At 42.9% G+C, this 19,934-nt stretch carries 13 protein-coding genes; 7 read left to right on the top strand and 6 right to left on the bottom strand.

The window, feature by feature from the left end; all coding sequences use genetic code 11:
* Positions 1 to 234: 234 nt before the first annotated feature.
* The 7 genes from brnQ (at position 235) to MKZ11_RS23700 (ending at position 8,789) form a co-directional block, all read left to right on the top strand.
* On the top strand, positions 235 to 1,545 hold the full coding sequence (gene brnQ, locus MKZ11_RS23670) for a branched-chain amino acid transport system II carrier protein (protein WP_340796795.1): 1,311 nt from the start codon (positions 235 to 237) through the stop codon (positions 1,543 to 1,545).
* 76 nt (positions 1,546 to 1,621) lie between these two features.
* Positions 1,622 to 1,975, top strand: a complete 354-nt coding sequence (locus MKZ11_RS23675) for an SCP2 sterol-binding domain-containing protein (RefSeq protein WP_340796796.1) — start codon at positions 1,622 to 1,624, stop codon at positions 1,973 to 1,975.
* A 715-nt stretch (positions 1,976 to 2,690) separates the two neighbouring features.
* Positions 2,691 to 4,442: an adenine deaminase gene (gene ade, locus MKZ11_RS23680; protein ID WP_340796797.1), complete on the top strand. Its 1,752-nt coding sequence runs from the start codon at positions 2,691 to 2,693 to the stop codon at positions 4,440 to 4,442.
* Between the two features lie 243 nt (positions 4,443 to 4,685).
* A complete protein-coding gene (locus MKZ11_RS23685) occupies positions 4,686 to 5,420 on the top strand; it encodes an NlpC/P60 family protein (RefSeq protein WP_340796798.1) in 735 nt (244 codons plus the stop codon).
* A gap of 306 nt (positions 5,421 to 5,726) precedes the next feature.
* A complete protein-coding gene (locus MKZ11_RS23690) occupies positions 5,727 to 6,329 on the top strand; it encodes an ECF transporter S component (protein WP_340796799.1) in 603 nt (200 codons plus the stop codon).
* Positions 6,330 to 6,360: 31 nt separating this feature from the next.
* Positions 6,361 to 7,119, top strand: a complete 759-nt coding sequence (locus MKZ11_RS23695) for an energy-coupling factor transporter transmembrane component T family protein (RefSeq protein ID WP_340797101.1) — start codon at positions 6,361 to 6,363, stop codon at positions 7,117 to 7,119.
* Complete coding sequence (locus tag MKZ11_RS23700) at positions 7,116 to 8,789, top strand: ABC transporter ATP-binding protein (protein ID WP_340796800.1); 1,674 nt, start codon at positions 7,116 to 7,118, stop codon at positions 8,787 to 8,789. Before MKZ11_RS23695 ends, MKZ11_RS23700 begins: the two co-directional genes overlap by 4 nt.
* Before the next feature lie 59 nt (positions 8,790 to 8,848).
* Here MKZ11_RS23700 and MKZ11_RS23705 read toward each other — a convergent pair whose 3' ends face one another.
* The 6 genes from MKZ11_RS23705 to MKZ11_RS23730 form a co-directional block, all read right to left on the bottom strand.
* The gene (locus MKZ11_RS23705; protein WP_340796801.1) at positions 8,849 to 10,498 is read right to left on the bottom strand and encodes a methyl-accepting chemotaxis protein; all 1,650 of its coding nucleotides are present in this window, start codon (positions 10,496 to 10,498) and stop codon (positions 8,849 to 8,851) included.
* A gap of 16 nt (positions 10,499 to 10,514) precedes the next feature.
* Positions 10,515 to 11,477 (bottom strand): BMP family lipoprotein, encoded by a 963-nt coding sequence (locus tag MKZ11_RS23710; protein WP_340796802.1) that lies wholly within the window; start codon positions 11,475 to 11,477, stop codon positions 10,515 to 10,517.
* A gap of 249 nt (positions 11,478 to 11,726) precedes the next feature.
* Positions 11,727 to 15,512, bottom strand: coding sequence for a S8 family serine peptidase (locus tag MKZ11_RS23715; protein WP_340797102.1), 3,786 nt, complete (start codon positions 15,510 to 15,512; stop codon positions 11,727 to 11,729).
* 294 nt (positions 15,513 to 15,806) lie between these two features.
* The gene (locus MKZ11_RS23720) at positions 15,807 to 16,544 is read right to left on the bottom strand and encodes an SDR family NAD(P)-dependent oxidoreductase (protein WP_340796803.1); all 738 of its coding nucleotides are present in this window, start codon (positions 16,542 to 16,544) and stop codon (positions 15,807 to 15,809) included.
* Between the two features lie 201 nt (positions 16,545 to 16,745).
* Complete coding sequence (locus tag MKZ11_RS23725; protein WP_340796804.1) at positions 16,746 to 18,698, bottom strand: TRAP transporter permease; 1,953 nt, start codon at positions 18,696 to 18,698, stop codon at positions 16,746 to 16,748.
* A 41-nt stretch (positions 18,699 to 18,739) separates the two neighbouring features.
* Positions 18,740 to 19,741: a TAXI family TRAP transporter solute-binding subunit gene (locus tag MKZ11_RS23730; protein WP_340796805.1), complete on the bottom strand. Its 1,002-nt coding sequence runs from the start codon at positions 19,739 to 19,741 to the stop codon at positions 18,740 to 18,742.
* Between the last annotated feature and the right edge of the window lie 193 nt (positions 19,742 to 19,934).

Below are 19,934 nucleotides of genomic sequence, written 5' to 3' on the forward strand. Positions count from 1 at the left end.
GTTTTCTAAAAATGGAAATGGATACATAGTTTGTCGAAAAAGAAACTATTATAAAGATTATAGCATGGTTTTTGTAGATTAATAGACAGTTTGAACTACTTTCATTCATAATATTCGTTAATCCTCTCTATATCCATAGAACTATCGAATTTATTAGACGATTGCTCCTTTTTTCGGTTATAATGAATAGTGGCACGTTACGTAATATCATTCTCTCAAGGAGTTGCAGTTTACTTGTCTTTACAGAAAAATTTTATCATTGGGCTTATGCTCTTTGCATTGTTCCTTGGCGCGGGCAATATTATCTTCCCTCCGCTTCTCGGACAAATGGCTGGAGATGAGCTTTTCATCGCTATGATTGGGTTCCTAATCACGGGAGTCGGATTACCTCTAATTGCTGTTCTCGCCATTGCCAATGCAGGAGGCGGCTTGGAAACCATTGCAAGTCGTGTCAATCCTTATTTTGGAATTGCTTTTACAATGATTGTTTATATGGCAATTGGTCCATTCTTCGGCATTCCACGAACAGCTACCGTTTCATATGAAATCGGTGTGATTCCGTTTCTGCCTGATAGCATATCCGGCTCAAACTGGCCTCTTGCGTTGTTCACGATTGTCTTCTTTATCATCACGGTGGTGCTTGCTCTAAATCCTGCGAAACTTGTCGATCGAATAGGTAAAGTGTTGACACCTGTCTTATTCCTAGTTATTGGGGCACTCGCTGTGAAGAGTATTGTGTCGCCGATAGGAGATATCGGACAAGCACAAGACGAGTTTGCGGCGCAACCGTTTTTCCGCAGCTTTGTTGAAGGGTATTTGACGATGGATGTCATTGCGGCACTTGTTTTCGGCATCGTTGTTATTAATGCGCTAAAAGCAGAAGGTGTAACAGAAAGCCGTGCTGTCATGAAAGCAATGGTTTTTGCTGGACTGGTCGCGGCTACCGGGCTTGCACTTGTTTACGTTTCACTTGGTTACATCGGAGCGACAAGCGTCGACGTTATTGGTTTACAGGACAATGGAGGCGCAGTTCTCGCACTTGCATCGACTGTTTTATACGGTCCATATGGAACAATGATTCTCGCGATGACGATTATTTTCGCTTGTCTGACGACGTCGATTGGTCTTGTTTCAGCATGTGCACAGTATTTTGAACATGTTTTCCCGCGTAATTCATATAAGACTTATGTATTCATTTTCGCAGGGTTCAGTGCAATTATCGCGAACGTTGGATTGACACAACTTATTTCAATTTCAATTCCAGTTTTGCTCGCGATTTATCCGCTCGCTATTGTGCTGATGCTGATGTCATTCATCGACAAGTCATTTGGCAGAAAGCCGATTGTCTATATCTTGGCGCTTCTTGCAACTGCTTTTGTTAGTATCTTTGACGGATTAAAAGGAGCCGGTATCGATATTAAGCCTGTCAATGATGTGCTTGCTTATCTCCCGCTCTATGAACAGCAAATTGGGTGGCTTGTGCCTGCGATTGTCGGTGCACTTGTTGGTGTAATTCTGAGCCCATTATTTAAGAAAAGAGTTTAATTCTCAGAAAGTTTCAGCTTTTCTTTCCAGTTTCAGTTATACTGAATGAGCATTCAGTATGATGGAGGGTTGTCCAGTGAAGATACATTTTGATGAGATGACAATGACGGCAATTTGGCTTAAAATCGATGAAAAGTTAAACGAGGAACCGGATCCGATTAAAGGAATGACTGTCACCTATTCATTCAACCTAGCCGGTGAAGATGGCGGCCTATACGGCTTAGCGCTAGCAGATGGCAAAGCCGTTACGCTTATCGGTGATCCCGGGGAAGTTGATTGTGCATTGGCGATGAGTGTGAAAGACTTTAAAAAGCTTCTTGCCGGCAACTTGAATTCGACCACTGCCTTTATGATGGGTAAACTCAAAGTTAAAGGCAATATTGGTCTCGCATTAAAACTAGAAGGTTTATTGAAACAGTATTCGTTTTGATTAAGAAAAGCGCAAGCGCCTTGGTAGACCCGAAAGGCATAAGTCGATAAATGAAGGCAGTCTAAGATCGCGACGTCCTGTCGCAACAAGGAGGGATGAAGTTCAATCCCTCCCTACTGCATACCTGCATCCTTGCAGGCACGACGTGGCGCTCTTCGCCACATAGCTAGATTGCTTATGACCCGAGCGGCTGGCGCCTGGAGCTAGACACTGCTCCAAGTTGAAAAACGTCTACTTTCTTACCTTTGAACAAAAGTGCAAGGCGCCTGCAAGGTGAACACAGCCTAAGTCAGCTGGTGTCTAGACGTGTATTATCACGATTCCCATATTATCTTAAGGTCGAGAAATTCATAATTTCCAATGTAACAAAATGTACCGGCTTCCGTATAAAACGGGGGCCGGTTTTTATATTCCTATAGAATCATCTGATATGTTGAGAGAAAGAATCTCATCTGTTCAAAATATCTAGCGATTTATTGCTGAGGATTCCTTACTAACCTCCAGCTCTCTATCCGTCATCCATTTTAGCGTTGCTTTTATTCCATCACTATACGATGTTGCAGGTACTGGACCGATACTAATTTCGTATTTCTAACCATTAAATGCATAAAGAATATCCACAGGCGCAAATCATATCTAATTAAAACGTAATTTCTATCCTATTTCGACAATTAACCGTATAATACGAGGAAACCTCTATAAGGGAGTTAATTAAATGAGCCTGACTAAAGAACAACTACAAAAACAAATCCTTGCATCGCAACGGAAGCAACGGGCAGATTTCATCTTACGCAATGCACAGGTTGCAGATGTTTTTTCGTTGCGTTGGATTAGAGCTGATATCGTCATAACAAACGGGGTAATTGTGGCTGTTGACGAGCACGGATTGTTTGAAGCCACTCAAGAGGAAGATGCAACTGGACAGTTTGTCATCCCAGGGTTAATTGACGGGCATATTCATATCGAATCATCGCTCGTGACCCCTTCTGAATTTAGTCGCGTCATGCTTCCTCATGGGGTAACAGCTGTCATTACAGATCCCCATGAGATCGCAAATGTTGCCGGGGCTGAAGGGATTCAATTTATGATTGATGACGCAGCATCGTGCGAAATGGATATTTTCGTTATGCTTCCTTCAAGCGTCCCTGCAACACCGTTTGAGCATGCCGGCGCGGTTCTGAGAGCTTCAGATTTACAACCCTTTTTAGCAAATGTATCCGTCTTAGGTTTGGCAGAAGTGATGGATTTCCCGTCTGTCCTGAATGCAGAATCCGAAATCATCGATAAGTTACTCATGGCGCGCGAAGCAAATGTGATGATCGACGGACACTGTGCAGGCCTTAATTCAGATCAGATTCGGGGCTACCGCGCTGCTAGTATTCATACTGATCATGAATGCGTCACGGCAGAAGAAGCGTTGGACCGTGTTTCTCAAGGGATGCATGTGCTAATTCGCGAAGGTTCCGCCGCAAAAAACTTGCGCGCGTTACTTCCTGCTGTCACGCCTCAAAATGCACGCCGATTTCTATTTTGCACAGACGATAAGCATTTGGACGAGTTGTTGGAAGAAGGCAGTATCGATTACGCCATCCGTCTTGCGATTCAAGAAGGGATGGACCCGCTCCAAGCGATTCAGCTCGCGACCATTAACGCTGCGGAATGCTATCGTTTAGACAATAGAGGTGCGATTGCCCCGGGATTCGTTGCTGACTTGGTTCTGATTGATGATATAGCAAGTTTTCGTGCGCAGTCAGTTTGGAAAAATGGCGTTAAAGTTGCGGAAAACGGGCAAATGCTTAGTTTAAGAGATGAGAAAAGTCCCCCCTCATCACGCATCACGAAAACCGTTCATCTTCCCGAATTAACAGTGGATGACTTTGCTATACCGTTTACGAATGAAGGGCTCGCTCATGTTATGGAAATCATTCCAAATCAGTTGATGACCTATAAGAAAGTGCTGCAAGTACCTGTTGAAAGCGGACTTTTCAAGCAAGATAGTCAGCAGGATTTATTAAAATTAGCCGTCATTGAACGCCATCATGGACTTGGAACTATCGGTCTTGGCATTGTCAATGGTTTTGGATTACGGCGTGGGGCTGTCGCCACAACCGTTGCACATGACTCCCATAATGTCATTGTTCTTGGAGTCAGTGATGAAGATATGCTGATTGCTGCAGAAGAATTGCAACGCATGCAAGGCGGATTTGTCATCGTCAATGAAGGGAAAGTGCTCGCTTCACTCGCATTGCCGATTGCTGGGTTAATGACAGATCGTCCTGCAGTGGAAACTACTGCAAATTTACACAAGTTGCACAATGCATTGCATGAACTTCATCCAGACTTAGACTTTCATTTATTTTTAACATTATCCTTCTTAAGTCTCCCAGTCATTCCTGAACTGAAATTGACGGATACTGGATTATTTGATGTTAATGAATTTCGTCATATTTCGATTCAGGCGGACTAAAAATTAGAGGGCATCGCCAGGAGTTATTTCTCGACTCATGGCGATGCCTTTTTTAATTACTATATACGGGATTCTGTTGAATTAAATGTATTCATCTATTTATATCAATTGGCATAAAAACACTCCGCAATATACTTGTAATCACTTTGTAATATAAATGTAATTTAACAGTCTATTGTTCTAGTTCTATTAATCCGATAGAATAGATATATAGAACTGTTTGTCGTGGAGAGGGGAAAATAGATGCAAAAGAGAGCTTTTTCGGTGCTGGCGACATTTGCCCTTGCGACGTTTATCTCAGTCGGGAGTGCAGATGCAGCAACTGAATCATACACCGTCAAGCCGGGGGATACACTATGGAAAATCGCTTCGCAGCATAAATTGACCGTTGACGAATTGAAAAGCTTAAACAGTCTTGCTTCTGATTCGATTAAAACCAATCAAAAATTGACCGTTTCCTCAAAAGAAGTCGTTAGTCAGCAATCAGTAGCAAAAAAACCAAATGCAAAAGTTGGAACTGTTGTAAAAGAAACATCGTCCACTAACTCTTGGAAGAATGCGGTTGCCACAACAGTGAAGCCAAAGGAACCGACACTTTCCTCTAAAAAGATCTTAACCAACGCTGTCGAAACTTCACTTCCACTTTTAGGCACACCTTACGTTTGGGCGGGTACAACTACGGAAGGCTTTGACTGCAGCGGATTTATTCATTACGTCTTTAGCCAAGCAGGACTAAAAATGCCAAGACTCGACACTATTGGAATGCATACTAATTCTTTTAATGTGGACGAGCCAATGCCAGGCGATTTAGTGTTTTTCCAAAATACATACCGCAGCGGCATCTCACACGCTGGAATTTATTTGGGTGATGGGAACTTCATTCACGCAGCTACGCAAAAAGTCGAGATCTCCTCAATTAATTCGATTTACTGGAAGGATAAATTCACAGCTTTCAAGCGCTTCAATCAGCTTAACTGATACCAACAGCTTTCCCCAACCTTGGGGAAGCTGTTTTTTTGCATTAATAGCTTCTGTTTAGGGAGTTCGTCAGAGTCCAAGCGCAATCCTCAAACTTCTTCTCCCCCTAAAATTCTATCTATTCCGCGAGACGATTATAAGCTATAATTGAATATACACATGTAAAGACACCTTGTTTTATGTTGTGTCGCTCTGGGCATTCGCCTCATACGATAAGAAAAGCGCTGGAGCTAGACACTGCTCCAGGTTCAAAAACTTATACTTTCTTATCTTTTAAAAAAACAGAAATAAAGGGGGAAATAATTCATGAAGAAAAACAGTATGTGGTCACTTAATTTCACGACTGCCGCTCTAGTTCTTATTCCAGCAGCAATCGGCATCAACTATCTAGGAAAATTGTTCGCGGGTCTACTTAAATTGCCACTATGGCTCGACTCAATTGGTACAGTGCTTGCCAGTATGTTAGCGGGTCCAATTATCGGTGCCATTGCGGGGATTGTGAATAATATTATTTACGGTTTTACAGCCGATCCGATTTCTTTTGTCTATGCGATTACATCCGCGGTCATCGGTCTTATCGTCGGAATTATGGCATATAAAGGGTGGATTGCAAACGTTGGAAAAGCACTTGTACTTGGACTCGTTGTCGGTTTAATCGCTGCTACTGTCTCGACTCCGCTTAATATCATGTTTTGGGGTGGACAAACGGGGAACATTTGGGGTGATGCACTTTTTGCAACAATGATGACACAAGATCTACCGCTTTGGTTTGCATCTTTCGCAGACAGTGTCGTTGTCGATGTTCCTGACAAAATGGCAACCGTACTCATTAGTTTCCTTATTTTTAAAGGACTGCCGAAGAATTTGACAAATATGTACGACAATCGTTCAGAAATCGAACGACTTTAAAAGGCTGCAAAGGAGGATTTCCGTGAAAAACATGACACTGTATGTAAATAAGGATTCGGTCATCCATGACGTTGATCCACTTACAAAGCTTTTATTCGTCTTTATATCGATTGCATTGACGTATATCCTGCCGACTCATTTATTTATCATCTGTGTCTTGGCATTTACACTCCTTCTACTCCTTACCGGTAAAGTGTTCAAGTACATTTTACCGGTTATTGGTGTTAGCCTGCTGTTGATTATTTCTATTATCATCGTTCAAGGTTTCTTTCATCCGGACCGGGCGACGATTCTTTTTGAAATTGGTTCTCTTCCTATCTATAAGGAGGGATTCGCATTCGCTTTGCTCCTCACCCTCCGTATCATTAATATGGTGTGTGCGTTCGGTGTCCTTATCTTAACAACGAAACCGGATAATCTTGTCGAATCGCTTATTAATAAAGGAATGTCTCCTAAAATCGGCTATGTTTTTCTGTCAGTTTTGCAGATTATCCCGCAAATGATAGCCATGACCGGTAAAATTACCGATGCACAGCGAGCCCGTGGAATGGAAACAGAAGGTAAATTACTGACGCGCATCAAGTCATTTATCCCGCTTCTCGGTCCAGTTATCCTTAATTCATTGAACGATACGCGTGAAAGGTCTATCGCACTTGAAATACGCGGATTCAATGCAAAGGGAACGAAAACATTTGTAAATGAATCCTTTCATTATAAATACGGCCTCATCTTGAAAATCATACTTGTTATCCTATTAATTGCCGCTATAGTCTGGAGGATTGTTTCATGAATAGTATCCGTGTTAAAAATCTGAAATATAAATATCCGAACACCGATACGTTTGCGCTTGACGGCATTTCTTTCACAATTGAAAAAGGTGAATTCATCGGTATTGCAGGTATGAATACTGCCGGTAAAACCACCCTTTGCTATGCACTCAGCGGGTTGGTTCCCCACTTTTTCAAAGGCGCATACGGCGGAGATGTTTTCATTAACGACATGGACGTACTTGGACACGAAATCAGTGCGATTACAGCGAAAGTTGGGCTTGTTTTTGAAAACCCTTTTTCCCAAATGACCGGCGCTAAATTTACGGTTTATGATGAAATTGCGTTCGGGCTTGAAAACTTAGGCATCCCTCGTGATGAAATGCACAGGCGAATTAAAGAAAGTATGCAATTTCTCGACATTGAGACGTTACAGGATAAAAATCCATTTTCCCTTTCTGGGGGGCAAATGCAGCGTGTCGCAATCGCCAGTGTTGTCGCCATGAAACCTGATATTTTAATACTTGACGAACCAACATCACAGCTAGATCCACAAGGTTCCGAAGAAGTATTTCGCGTCGTTGAAAACCTCTCGAAAGAAGGAATGACAATCGTAATGGTCGAGCAAAAAATGGAGAAACTTGCCACCTATTCCGATCGAATTTTTCTAATGCATGAGGGTAAACTGATTGATTCTGGACCGCCGGCAGAAATTTTCTCACGTGATGATTTGTTAACTTTCGGAGTCGAACCGCCCGTTTATACGACAGTCGCAAAAGCTCTTCAATTAGGTAATAAAGAAACGGGCCTCTATCCGATTTCACTAGAAGAAATGCCGGCAAGTGGATTATCCAGCGAAAAAATACAGATTATCAGTGAATCTCCACCTTTAACAAATGCGGGGAATCCTGAAATCGCCGTGAAAGATCTCCAGTTCAGCTATACCGAAGGAAGCCCCATTTTGCATGGAATCAGCATTACATTAAGCGGTGAACCCACTGCAATTATTGGACAAAATGGTGCAGGAAAAACAACATTCGTTAAATTGTTGAAAGCTTTATTAAAGCCGGATGCAGGCGATATCCTCATTAATGGCATGAATACGCGTGATTCAACCGCGGCAAAACTCGCAGGAACAATCGGGCTCATTTTCCAAAACCCAAATGACCAGATTTTCAAAAATAATGTTCTGGATGAAGTGATGTTTGGGCCGCTCAACGTCGGACAACCACCTGAAATTGCGCGCGCCAATGCAGAGAAGATGCTCGAACGCGTTGGACTATTGAATAAAGCAGGGGAAAATCCATACGACTTAAGCCTCGCCGAGCGGAAATTGATTGCTGTTGCATCCATTCTTGCAATGGATACCGACATTGTTATTTTCGATGAACCGACAATGGGGCAAGATACACGCGGTAAAATAATTTTGAAAAAGATTATTCGCGCGCTACATGCACAAGGTAAACTTGTACTTTGTATTTTGCATGATATGGATTTTGTCGCCGAGACATTTGGTCGGACGGTTATAGTCAGTAACGGACAATTATTATTCGACGGGCCTACGCGTAATGCTTTTGCAGAAGAAGCTATTCTTCACACCGCCCGTCTTGAGCAGCCTCATCTTACACAACTAGCCCGTAAGATGGGTTATGAGGGGATTTTATTGAGAGAAAGTGAAATTAGTAAGGAATAAATAATAGGGGCGGGCCTTTAGTCGACTAATCTCGACTGTAGTCCCGCCCCTAATCTATTTTACAATTGGAATCTGGAAATCGTTGCATTTAAATCATCGGTCAATTCACGGAGCGCAGTCACCTTGTCCACTACTTTTTCGATGGATTCAAGTTGTTCTTCTGCAGAGGCGGAAATTTCCTCACTACCTGCTGCCGTTTGTTCCACGACCGCACTGATGTTTTCGGTATTCTCAAGCACTGTATCATTGAACTGCTTCGAGTTATCCACTCCTGCCACAAGATTTGTCAATGCCTCGGTAATACTTTCCATCTTTTCTTCAATGTTGGTAAACGTATTCAGTGTTCGCGTCACATTGCCGTCTTGTGCTTTGGCAATTTCGGCACCTCTTTCAACTGAGTCTGAAATTGAGCCTAGCCCGTTTTTAATCAGATTAACCATATCGAAAATCTGCGCAGTCGCGGTTGTTGATTCATCTGCTAGTTTCCTGACTTCTGAGGCGACGACTGCGAATCCTTTGCCTGCCTCTCCAGCACGTGCGGCCTCGATTGCCGCATTCAACGCAAGCAGGTTCGTCTGCGAAGCGATGTTGGATACCGTCTTCGCCATATCTTCAATTCTTATCGCATAGTGTGTAAATTGGGCAGTCGCGTCTTTGATCGATTGCGTTGCTGCGCCATTGCTGTCGATAAGCTCACGCTGTTCATCGATGGCGCGGCGCCCTTCCATGATTGCCGCGTTAGCCATTGCTGCCGAATCAGCCGAATTTCTTGCCCGGTCGACATTAAGACCAAATTCTCCATTCATCCGCTCTATGAGCTCAACCGAACTTTGCAAGTCTTCGGAGATGCTTTGAGTTCCCTTTGCAAGCTCTTCCGTCGAGAGCGTCACTTGGTTGCTCGCCTCGGCAAGATAACGGTTTTCCATCTCAAGCTCTTTTGTATAGTCATCCACTTTCCGACTCGCCCCGTCAACTGATTGTAAAAGTGTCCGCAACTGATTGGTCATCGAGGTGAATGAATGGTTCAATTGTCCAAGTTCATCTTTTTTATCATATTGAATCGGCTCGACAACAAGATTGCCTGCTGCAATTTCTTCCGCGTTCGCGGCAAGCTTCTTGAGAGGATTTGTAATTGCATTTGCAAGCCGGATGATGATTACCATCGTTCCCATGATGACAAGTATGCTTCCTATAATCGCAAATGTAATTATGCCTTTAATTTTAGAGGCAAGTGCTTCTTGTAAATAGTCGTAATGAGCAGATGTATAGAGATCTACCATATAAATATCATTGACAATACCCACATTCCGCAGTGATTGCCGATTGATTTCAGCAGAGTTATTTTCCTCAACAGCTACAAGCGCTTCTTCTTTCAACGAACCAAATTTCTCTTGTGCTTTTAAAAGAATTTGCCTCGGCTCTTTCTCTTTTACAAGATTGTCCGCAATCGTGAATTTTTCAGAAGTAAACTCAAGCTGCTTGCGTACGTCCTCTTTATTCCCGTCTGTCATATTGTAGGCAAGTGTATTTAAACTTTCCATCGATGCTTTCGTTTCTGCATTCACATCATGCACCGCTAATAGCACGTTGACATAATCACTGCTCGTATTTTGAATCGCCAGCATCCTGAATATAATAACTGCAATCATCACAATCGATAGGCCGAGTACGAAAAGTGAATTGATTATTATTTTTTTCTTTATTGTCATTTCAACTTTCCCCTTATCATTCCATTTTCGATGCTGCTTGTTCAATTAGCGTATCTAAATTGCCTTTTTCAGTTTCTGACAGTTCCAGCACTCTAAATGGCGCGAGACCCACTCCTTTTTCGGCTAGACCTAGTTCAATGTGACCCGCTTGTATTTCGCTTGTCTCCTTGTAAGAATGGATGATATCAAACAACGCGCTATCAATATTTTTCATCATGGAGGTAATGACGGCTTGTTCAGCATAAAAATACTGGTCACTATCTACACCAATTGCATATATTCCCCTTTTTTCAGCTTCTTCCAGCATGCCTACACCTGTGAAGCCAGCAGCAGCGTAAAGGACATCCGCCTTCTTATCAATCATCTTCGAAGCCATCTCTGCCCCTAGGTTGTCGTTATCAAAGTCACCGGCGTATTCAGAAAGAATAACGATGTCAGGGTTGATCGACTTTGCCCCTTGGATGAACCCTTTCTCGAATCGCTGAATGACCGGGGCCTCTACACCGCCAATAAAACCGATTACCTGTGAATCCGAAACTGTTGCTGCCACAATTCCTGCAAGCATACTTCCTTCGTCTTCCTTAAATGTTACTGACGTTATATTCGCGACTTCCGAAACGGCATCCACAAGAACGAATTTTTGGTCCGGGAAGTCAAGCGCCACCTTTTCCAACTCCTGCTGACCTGTGAAACCAAGCGCAAACACCAAGTCATTACCGTTTTCGACAAGTTCCCTAAATCCTTTTTCATATGTATCCGTTTCCGCAAGTTCCAAGTATTCGATGACGATATCATCTTCATCCCGTGCCTTCGTCAAGCCTGCGAATGCCAAATCGGAGAATGACTGATCTCCAAGGCCATTTTCAGAAAGCATGACACCCACTTTGACCTTTCCCTCGAGTGGATCTTTTTCTTCAAGACCACAGCCACCGAGTATTACCAAAACCGATAAAAGAATTACTAGCCTAGCAAATTTCATCTACTCCACTCACTTTCACCAATCTATTCTGCTTCTATTACATCGGATAAAATCTGCACTTTTGAACAATAATAGATGAAGTTGTCTGAAGTCTTACAACTCTAGCCTTTTAGAGGAGTTTAAATACCAAAAAGGATTGCACGAAGTGTGCAATCCTTTTTAACAATTCAACTATATAAGTGAATTCCATTGAACCGCCGGGACGTTAAGGGACGCCTCCTGCCTCCACCAATTTCATTACTTTAACTTTTATATAGCTTCTATTGTTGGCTGTGGAGAAATGATGATTGAATCGTCAATCCCCGGCTGTAATTGATCGGAGCCTGGAAGTGGTTTCTTATTGTCGTTCAATTGTCCCCCGTTGCCAAGGGCAGGCTTTTTCGTGATTGACACTTTTTGTACAGTCTTATGTCCAGCAAGGTCAATCACTTCAAATGTGAAGTCATTGATTCCATTCTTAAGTTTAAGCTCGACCTCTATTACACTGTCAAAGTTTGTCATGCCATATGGCTGTGACAAGTCGTGCGCAAATACTTCGCTTCCATTAACATACATACGAAGATCGTCAAAGTTATCTTGAACACGTACTTTCAACTTAACGTTTTCATCTTTTGTCTCTTTTACATTGTTGTCTTCAAAAGTTAGAATCGCTGCTTGTGTATCTACAAATACACGTCGTGCAATTCCCATCTCATTTCCGTATTTGTCGGTTGCTTGCACTTTTACTTCTTGGAATCCGTCTTCAAATGTCAGTGTATGCGAGTAATTTTTGCCATCGAAGTTTTCTGCTTCTACACCATTTACGGTAACAGATGCAATTTCAGATTCAGATTCCACTTTGCCGGTGACAGTCACTGTGTTTTCTCCAAATGCAGCAAAGTTTTCAGGTGATGTGATATAGACGACCGGTTTCACTACCGGCGCGCCCGCTTCAACAGGAAAATCTGCAGCGTTTAACGCAGAATCCCATACACGGATGGTCAGTATATCTTCTGGTCCGATATCTTCTGCCACCGTGAATGTCAGTGTTTCAGCACTAAGCGGATTACCGCTAATAACTTTGTCATTCAACAATACTTCCCACTTTTCAATCCCTGTACCACCTTCATTATCTTCTAGTTCCATTACCGTCACTGTTTTTGTTGTTATATCATAAGAAGCTTTGGCGACCGGTGCAGTTGTATCGATTTTCACAGGGAATTGAATAGACTGCCATTCTGCCCCTTCAAAATCGATTACGCCGCGCAGTTCAATATAATACTGACCATCTGGTGCTACTTCCCCGTTAATCTTTCCATCCCACGCATAGTTCTGACTGAACGTGTACGGATTTGTACTCGCGTTCTGGATATAATGTTTACGCAGCCAATTCGAAGTCCGGATCGTACGGACTTTCACGCCACTGTTATCAAGTACATTTACTTCAAAATGCTTGGCATTTCGGATAAGGGAAAATACAGGTATCGCTTTATCGCGGAAGCCATCTTCATTCGGAGAAAATCCAAAACGTAATGGATCGTAATTCCCTCCCCCGGTAATGAATTGACCTTTTTCATCCGCCAAAACTGTCATTCCCCAGTACGAATTTTGTTCCCATTTAAAGGCGTCAAAAATCGGTGATTGATTCCAAACGCCTTTAAATCCAAAGAAGGGAACCGTCAGTGGCACATTGCCTGTCGTTTCTTCTTCTGGATCCGTCAGCAAGACGAACCCATCAATGAAATAACCGTTCGAGAAATAGTCGTCCAAGTAACTAGCCCCCGATAGGTCAATGGACACCTGGATTGATGCTGTGCTATTCGCAGGGATTGCGACTGTTCGATCGGCATTAATTGTAACGTCATCTGTAATGATATGGGAGCCCAATTCATTGGACGCAGTTACCCAAACACCGTTCAATTCGTATGGAACATCTGTCTGCAATGCATAATCGATTGCATAGGTTTTGCTTTCATCTGAAAAGTTTTCTGCTTCTAATGTGAACGTGATTGTGTTGCCTTTGATTTCTTTCAATGCCACTTTTGCTTCACCTGTCGCTTTATTTGTCGCAACAACATCTGTTGAAAGTGCATTTGCAAGTTGCATAAGACCCGAACCTTGACGTCGCGGTGATACATAATCGCCGTAATCTTCATCGAATAGAACTGGTTTCGCTGTATTCATCAGAAGTTGTTTCGCTAAATCCACACGGCTTTTTCCTTTCAAGCCGAAATCGGAATCAACGCGGTCAAACACCAGAGCTGTCCCGCCCGCTACATGAGGCGACGCCATTGAAGTCCCACTCATAATTCCATATTCATTGTTTTGCAATGTCGAAAAAATATTGCCGCCTGGGGCTGTAATTTCCGGTTTAAAATCCAAGTTCGGTGTCGGTCCCCAAGAAGTAAAGCCGCTCATTTTCCCGGCATTTGGGTTTTTCGTGTTCATATATTCCCCGTCGAAATTCACTGTAACGCGTTCACCTTTTTTTGCAGCTTCTGACATTTTCACGCCATCCGCTTGCATGATCGACATATAAGGAATTTTAATGGCAGCATCGCCAGCCATATTGATGGTTCCCGGTGCATTGTTATAGATGATGATGCCCGCCGCACCTGCTGTTTGTGCATTCAGGGCTTTATCGACAAAGCCAATATCTCCTCGTGAAACGAGTGCATATTTACCTTTGAAGTCTTTGCCTGCAAAATCGCTCACATTGCCAAGACCTGCGTCCATGATTTCAATTTCTTTCCCGCCCTGTTTTGCTGGATCAGCATCACTCGACAACATATATAACGATCGGCCCGCTTCTTTTCCATTTAAGGAATAGGCGAAACTATATGCCGTAATCATTGAGTTTTCAAATGATGCTACGCCCAGTGACTCGTAAGATACACTTGGCGATCCTGTCAAACCGTAATCCTGGTCTTCCACATGATTGTAGAATGAACCATTTCCGTATAATGCTGAGTTCCCGGCTGAAATTGAGACAAGAACCCCATTTTCCACCATCCGCTCAACTGCCTGCTGTTCAGGGCTATTCCCATCAACAAAACCAGCTGTAGAACCGAGCGATAAATTCAATACGTCCGCTCCAAGCTTAACGGAGTCATCCATCGCTTTCACATAGATGTCACCATACGTCGAAGGATATAATGGATCATTGCCAAAAACTTTCAATGCTAGCAATTGTGCTTCCGGTGCAACCCCTTTAATGCCGCCCGCCTCTTCATTACCATTAGCTCCGACCGTGCCTGCCACATGCATTCCGTGCATGGATGCATCCGGACCAAGATCTAGAATTTCGTCATTGCCATCCATATAGTTATAGCCAAACGGCACTTTTTCTGTATAATATTTTCCACCCTTTAACGAACCGTTCCGTTTAAGACGTGTTACACCCGCTTCTTTAATGGCCCCTTTTGCAGGAGTTGTCAGGACCATATCACGATGGGCCGGATCAATACCTGTATCAATAACACCGACAACCATTCCTTCTCCTGTATAGCCATATTCATTCCAGGCACGCTGGGCTTGTACAAGTTCTTTTGAATGAATCATTTCAGGCTTGTCTTCAGGCCGTTTGTATTCATTTGACTCGTACACTGCCTTGACGTCCTTGATTGCCGCTATCTTTTCAATATCGGCCGCTTTTACATCAGCGGAGAATCCATTGAATACTGTTGTAAAGTTTTCGTGCATAAGACTAGTTGGGGATGCATTTTCCAAACTAATTTGCATCGCTTTTTGTTGAAAGATGACGCCCTTTTCTAAGTTGTCCCGTTCTGATTCGGACAATTCCTTATAGAGCCGCCCTTTCATCGTTGCTCCCTCAATTGCCGGAGGTGCCGTCAGTTCGATGATGATGCGCACCATCTGTTCTGGATTTTCCGGTTGCAAGAGACTTTCAGGTATTTTATCCACAGAAGTCATTCCATTAGCAGGAGCAAGTCCTCCACCCTTATTGCCGAATGAAGCAGGCCCTGCTGCAGCAAAAACTGCTGTACTGAATGTCAGCACAAAAATCACTGCTAACAAGGTGATTCGTTTTATCATGCTCAAATTATTTCCCCCTTTTTTACGATTACACCATTCTAAATCATTTGAATAGTGGGCAAATTAAAGTTACCATGCGCTAGCAAACTTTCATATCCAACCTTTGCCATTATTTTAATAGCGCTTACAAGGAGTTCGGACATGCCTTCGATATGTATAAACTACTATATTAAACCCATTTGCAATGTTACCTTTCCTCATAATAAATTTTCCCAACTTGCTAGAGATAGAAAAAACCGGTGCTGCAAAAATTGCAGTACCGGTTTTCCTATTACATTATTCTGGGACTATCGATTACCGTGCTGAGAAGCCGCCATCAATCACAAGTTCCGCGCCTGTTATATAAGCTGCTTCGTCCGATGCCAAGAAAAGTACTGCATTCGACACGTCTTCAGGTTGTCCTAGACGGGCAAGCGGTGTCATTTTCACAAGAGAAGCGACCATCTCTTGCGAAGATTCGAGTACTTTTGTCATCGGTGTTTCAATGACTCCTGGGAATACAGTATTGACCCGGATTCCATATTGTCCAAAATCTGCTGCAGCCGCACGTGAAATTGCTCGAACCGCTCCTTTTGATGCAGAATAAGGATTCAAACCCATTCCGATAAGTGCTGTATAGGAAGAGATATTGACGATTGATCCTTTAGCTGCTTCTTTCATATACGGAAGTACATGTTTCATGCCGAGGAATGGGCCAAATCCATTGATATCCGATAGTTTGCGCCAATCTTCAATTGTGATTTCATTCAACCCTTTTTCCGTAGAAATACCCGCGTTGTTTACTAAAATGTCAATTTTCCCAAGCTTGTCAACCACTTTAACAACCGCTGCTTCCCACTCTTCATCGGAAGTGACGTTCAATTTAACCGTCATTACTTTTTCATTGCTACCCCATTTTTCTTCGAGTGCAGCTTCATTAATATCTGCTGCAATAACAGTTGCTCCTTCAGCTGTGAACAGCTTGACCATCATTTCACCCATACCTGATGCTCCGCCTGTTACAAATGCAACTTTGTCTTGTAATCTACCCACTATGACCACTCCATTTCAATATACTTTAATGTCTAAACAATAATCCTTTTTCGAGTCCCTTGCAATTTATTTGCTTTCAAGACTGGCCAAAAAATTACGATTCTGCATCAAGTGAATGGCGTTGATAAAGAAAAAAGTAAAAGAAGCAATCAAAAAAAGAGCTAAAACCATTACAGGTTAAAACTCTTTTTCTTATGTGTTCTATAGGGTGAGCAATTTAGGCGTATCTTCTTCAGGTCTTTTCTTCTGAATAAACCAGATAACAACAATCAACACGAGCCCAATTCCGCTAGATAAAAATTCAGGAATAATTAACATAAGCCCCGCGCCAAATAATACAATCCGCTCCCAGATTTTCGAATTGCGTATAAAATAACCAATGACGCCACTACTCACACCGATCATTCCCAGTACAGCTGCCAAGACTCCTATAATCAATTTCCAAACAGTCACATCTACAAGGACCAACATTGGATTGTAAATGAATATATACGGAATGATAAATGCCGCAATCGCTAGTTTCACCGCAGTAATCCCTGTTTTAAAAGGATTTGCTTTTGCTATACCCGCCCCTGCATAGGCGGCTAGGCAAACGGGCGGCGTAATATCGGCAACAATACCAAAATAGAACACGAACATATGTGCAGCAAGCGGAGCAACCATGAAGTCATTAATCAATGCAGGTGCTGCAATTGTTGCTGTCACAACATAGTTCGCGGTTGTTGGAAGCCCCATCCCAAGTATGATACAGGCAATCATCGTGAAAAAGAGTGCAAGTATCAAGTGCCCGCTTGATAACGCGATAATGCCAGAAGCAAATTTCGCACCGAGTCCCGTAATACTGACGACTCCAGCTATTATCCCCGCAGTCGCTACCGCTGCGATAACCGGCAAAGCAACACGTGCGCCTTGTTCAAGGACATTGACGATTTGCCGTACATTCATTCGAGATTCCTTCCGAACGAGCGAAACAATGTATGCAGATAGAATGCCAAAAAGTGCTGCCCGTTGTGGTGTGAAGCCGGACATGATAGTCCCGATAATAACAAATAGAGGAATCAGCATATAACCATCTCTAATTAGTAGATCTTTGAATCGAGGCAATTCGGATTTTGGTAATCCAATAATTTTTAATTTCTTCGCTTCGAAATGTGTTCCTATGAATATTCCCGTAAAGTACAGGATCGCTGGAACAACTGCTGCCAACATGATGGTGGCGTATGAAACACCTAAGTATTCCATCATTATAAATGCTGCGGCCCCCATCATAGGCGGCATAATCTGTCCACCAGTAGAAGCCGCAGCTTCCGTAGCGCCGGCAAATTCCGGTGTAAAACCAGATTTTTTCATCATCGGAATCGTGAAGGATCCCGATGCTACTGTATTTCCAACTGAACTGCCCGAAACTGTCCCTTGCAACGCACTTGCCACAACTGCCGCCTTGGCAGTCCCGCCCGTAAACCGTCCAGTTAAAGCGAAAGCGATGTCATTAAAAAACTTACCAATTGGCGTATGAACAAGAATGACCCCAAAAAAGAGGAAAAGATAAATGAACTTCGCCGAAATCTGTATGGGCGTCCCGAAGATGCCGCTCTCTCTGTACCATAGATTCGTCGTAATCCGGTCCATTGAAAATCCCGGATGGGAAAGAATCTGCGTCGGGATATATTTTCCTACAAGTGTGTAAATAATAGCCACACTAGCTACAATGACAATCGGCAAACCGACTGTCCTCCTTGTCGCCTCAAGAACCAAAGCGATCCCTAGAATGGAAATGATAATGTCAATTGTACTATAGCCAGAAACTCGACTTTGCAAAATCGAATCGAAGAAAATGATTTTATGATAGGTCACATACATTGCAGTAAAAGCTAGCGTAACATCATACCATGGAACTTTTTTGTGCGTATTTCTCCATTCCTTTTTTGCAGGATAGAGGAGATAAATAATCCCTAAAGCAGTCCCGAGGTGAACCGCTCCTTGTTTTTGGGAAGGGAGTGTACCAAAATAGCCTGTATATAGATGAAAAACCGTGAGTGCGACGCCGAGAAATGTTACAGCCCATGCCCATTTTCCAATTTGAGTGCGAAACTGATTTTCTTTATCATACTTCTCTAGGATTGCTTGTGCGTCATTCTGCTGGGTAGCTTTCAATTGGCGTACTCCCTTCCTATTTAATTACGCGGCTCTATAATTCATTTCAAATCGCCAAGACTTTTAATTTTAGTCTTTTCTCTTGTGACAATCTGAATAACTTCAGGATAGATATGGCCGATGAAAGCCGCATTCTTCACTTCGTGCCCTTCAAATTCGGCTTCTCCATTTAATGCTTGCAGGGCAGGAACGTGTACAGACATACCTAGATCCATATGCCCATCACGGATCGAGGATAAATTCTCCACGGAGGCGCCCGTTTCCGTATTCGTTACATTCATGCCATCAATATATTTGTTCCAGAGGTTGGCCATCTCGCCGCCAAGAGGATAATATGTCCCGCCCTGACTACCCGTTCCAAGTATAAATTCTTTCTTTCGCTTCGTTGCATCAGCAGTGAGTTCCGCAACTTCATTTTCAACTGTCAGTCCTTGTTCTTCATAATATCTTTTAGCTCCCGGATGTATTAAAAGCCCTTCCGCCCCACGCAATGCATTTTCCAATGTCATTTGTTGCGCTTGAGCATGTGTATTTTCGCTAGCATTCTCAATCATACTCTTCGCAATCTCATACCCTAGTTCCTCATCAATCGTATCCGTGCTGCCCATCAGGATCGCGTATGCAGTAACTGTTTCGATATCTTCCGTAAGAAAATCGTACGTTTCTTTAGGGATTGTAAGTCGTCGATAACCTGAATTCTTTTCAATATGTTCAATTGCTTTATCAGAAAGACCAAGCATTTTTACATCTCCAGCAGACGCTTGCAAACTTTCAATACTTGCTGCAGGCAGTCCAAGAATACCAATTGACACATCGATATTGCCGTCTTGTACGCCGTCCGCAGCATCTCCAAATCCTTCTTGGTATGCCTTGTAGTCACCATCTTCAAGCCCATATGCCTGCAAAATCAACTTCGCCACATTATTCGTTTCACTTGCCGCCGGTCCAATCGCAATGTTTTTACTTCCACCGCCGCATGCAGATAAGACTAGTACCATTCCTATCGCCAAGAAAAATAATACATGTACTTTTTTCTTCCTCACTTTGTTACCCCCTTGTTTAATTTCTATTTAATGTCCTGTGTGAACGTTTTCAAATCGGAAGTTAGATTCGTAGATTGTTAAGTTCATTTTACGTGGCAGTTGGTTGAAATATTCCACTTGTCCTAAACTAGACAATAAAAAAGCCCAAGCGCCTTGGCAACTCTGAGAGGATAGGTGCTGGGGTTAGACAATG

Source organism: Sporosarcina sp. FSL K6-1508, from assembly GCF_038007465.1.
Taxonomy (GTDB): domain Bacteria; phylum Bacillota; class Bacilli; order Bacillales_A; family Planococcaceae; genus Sporosarcina; species Sporosarcina psychrophila_B.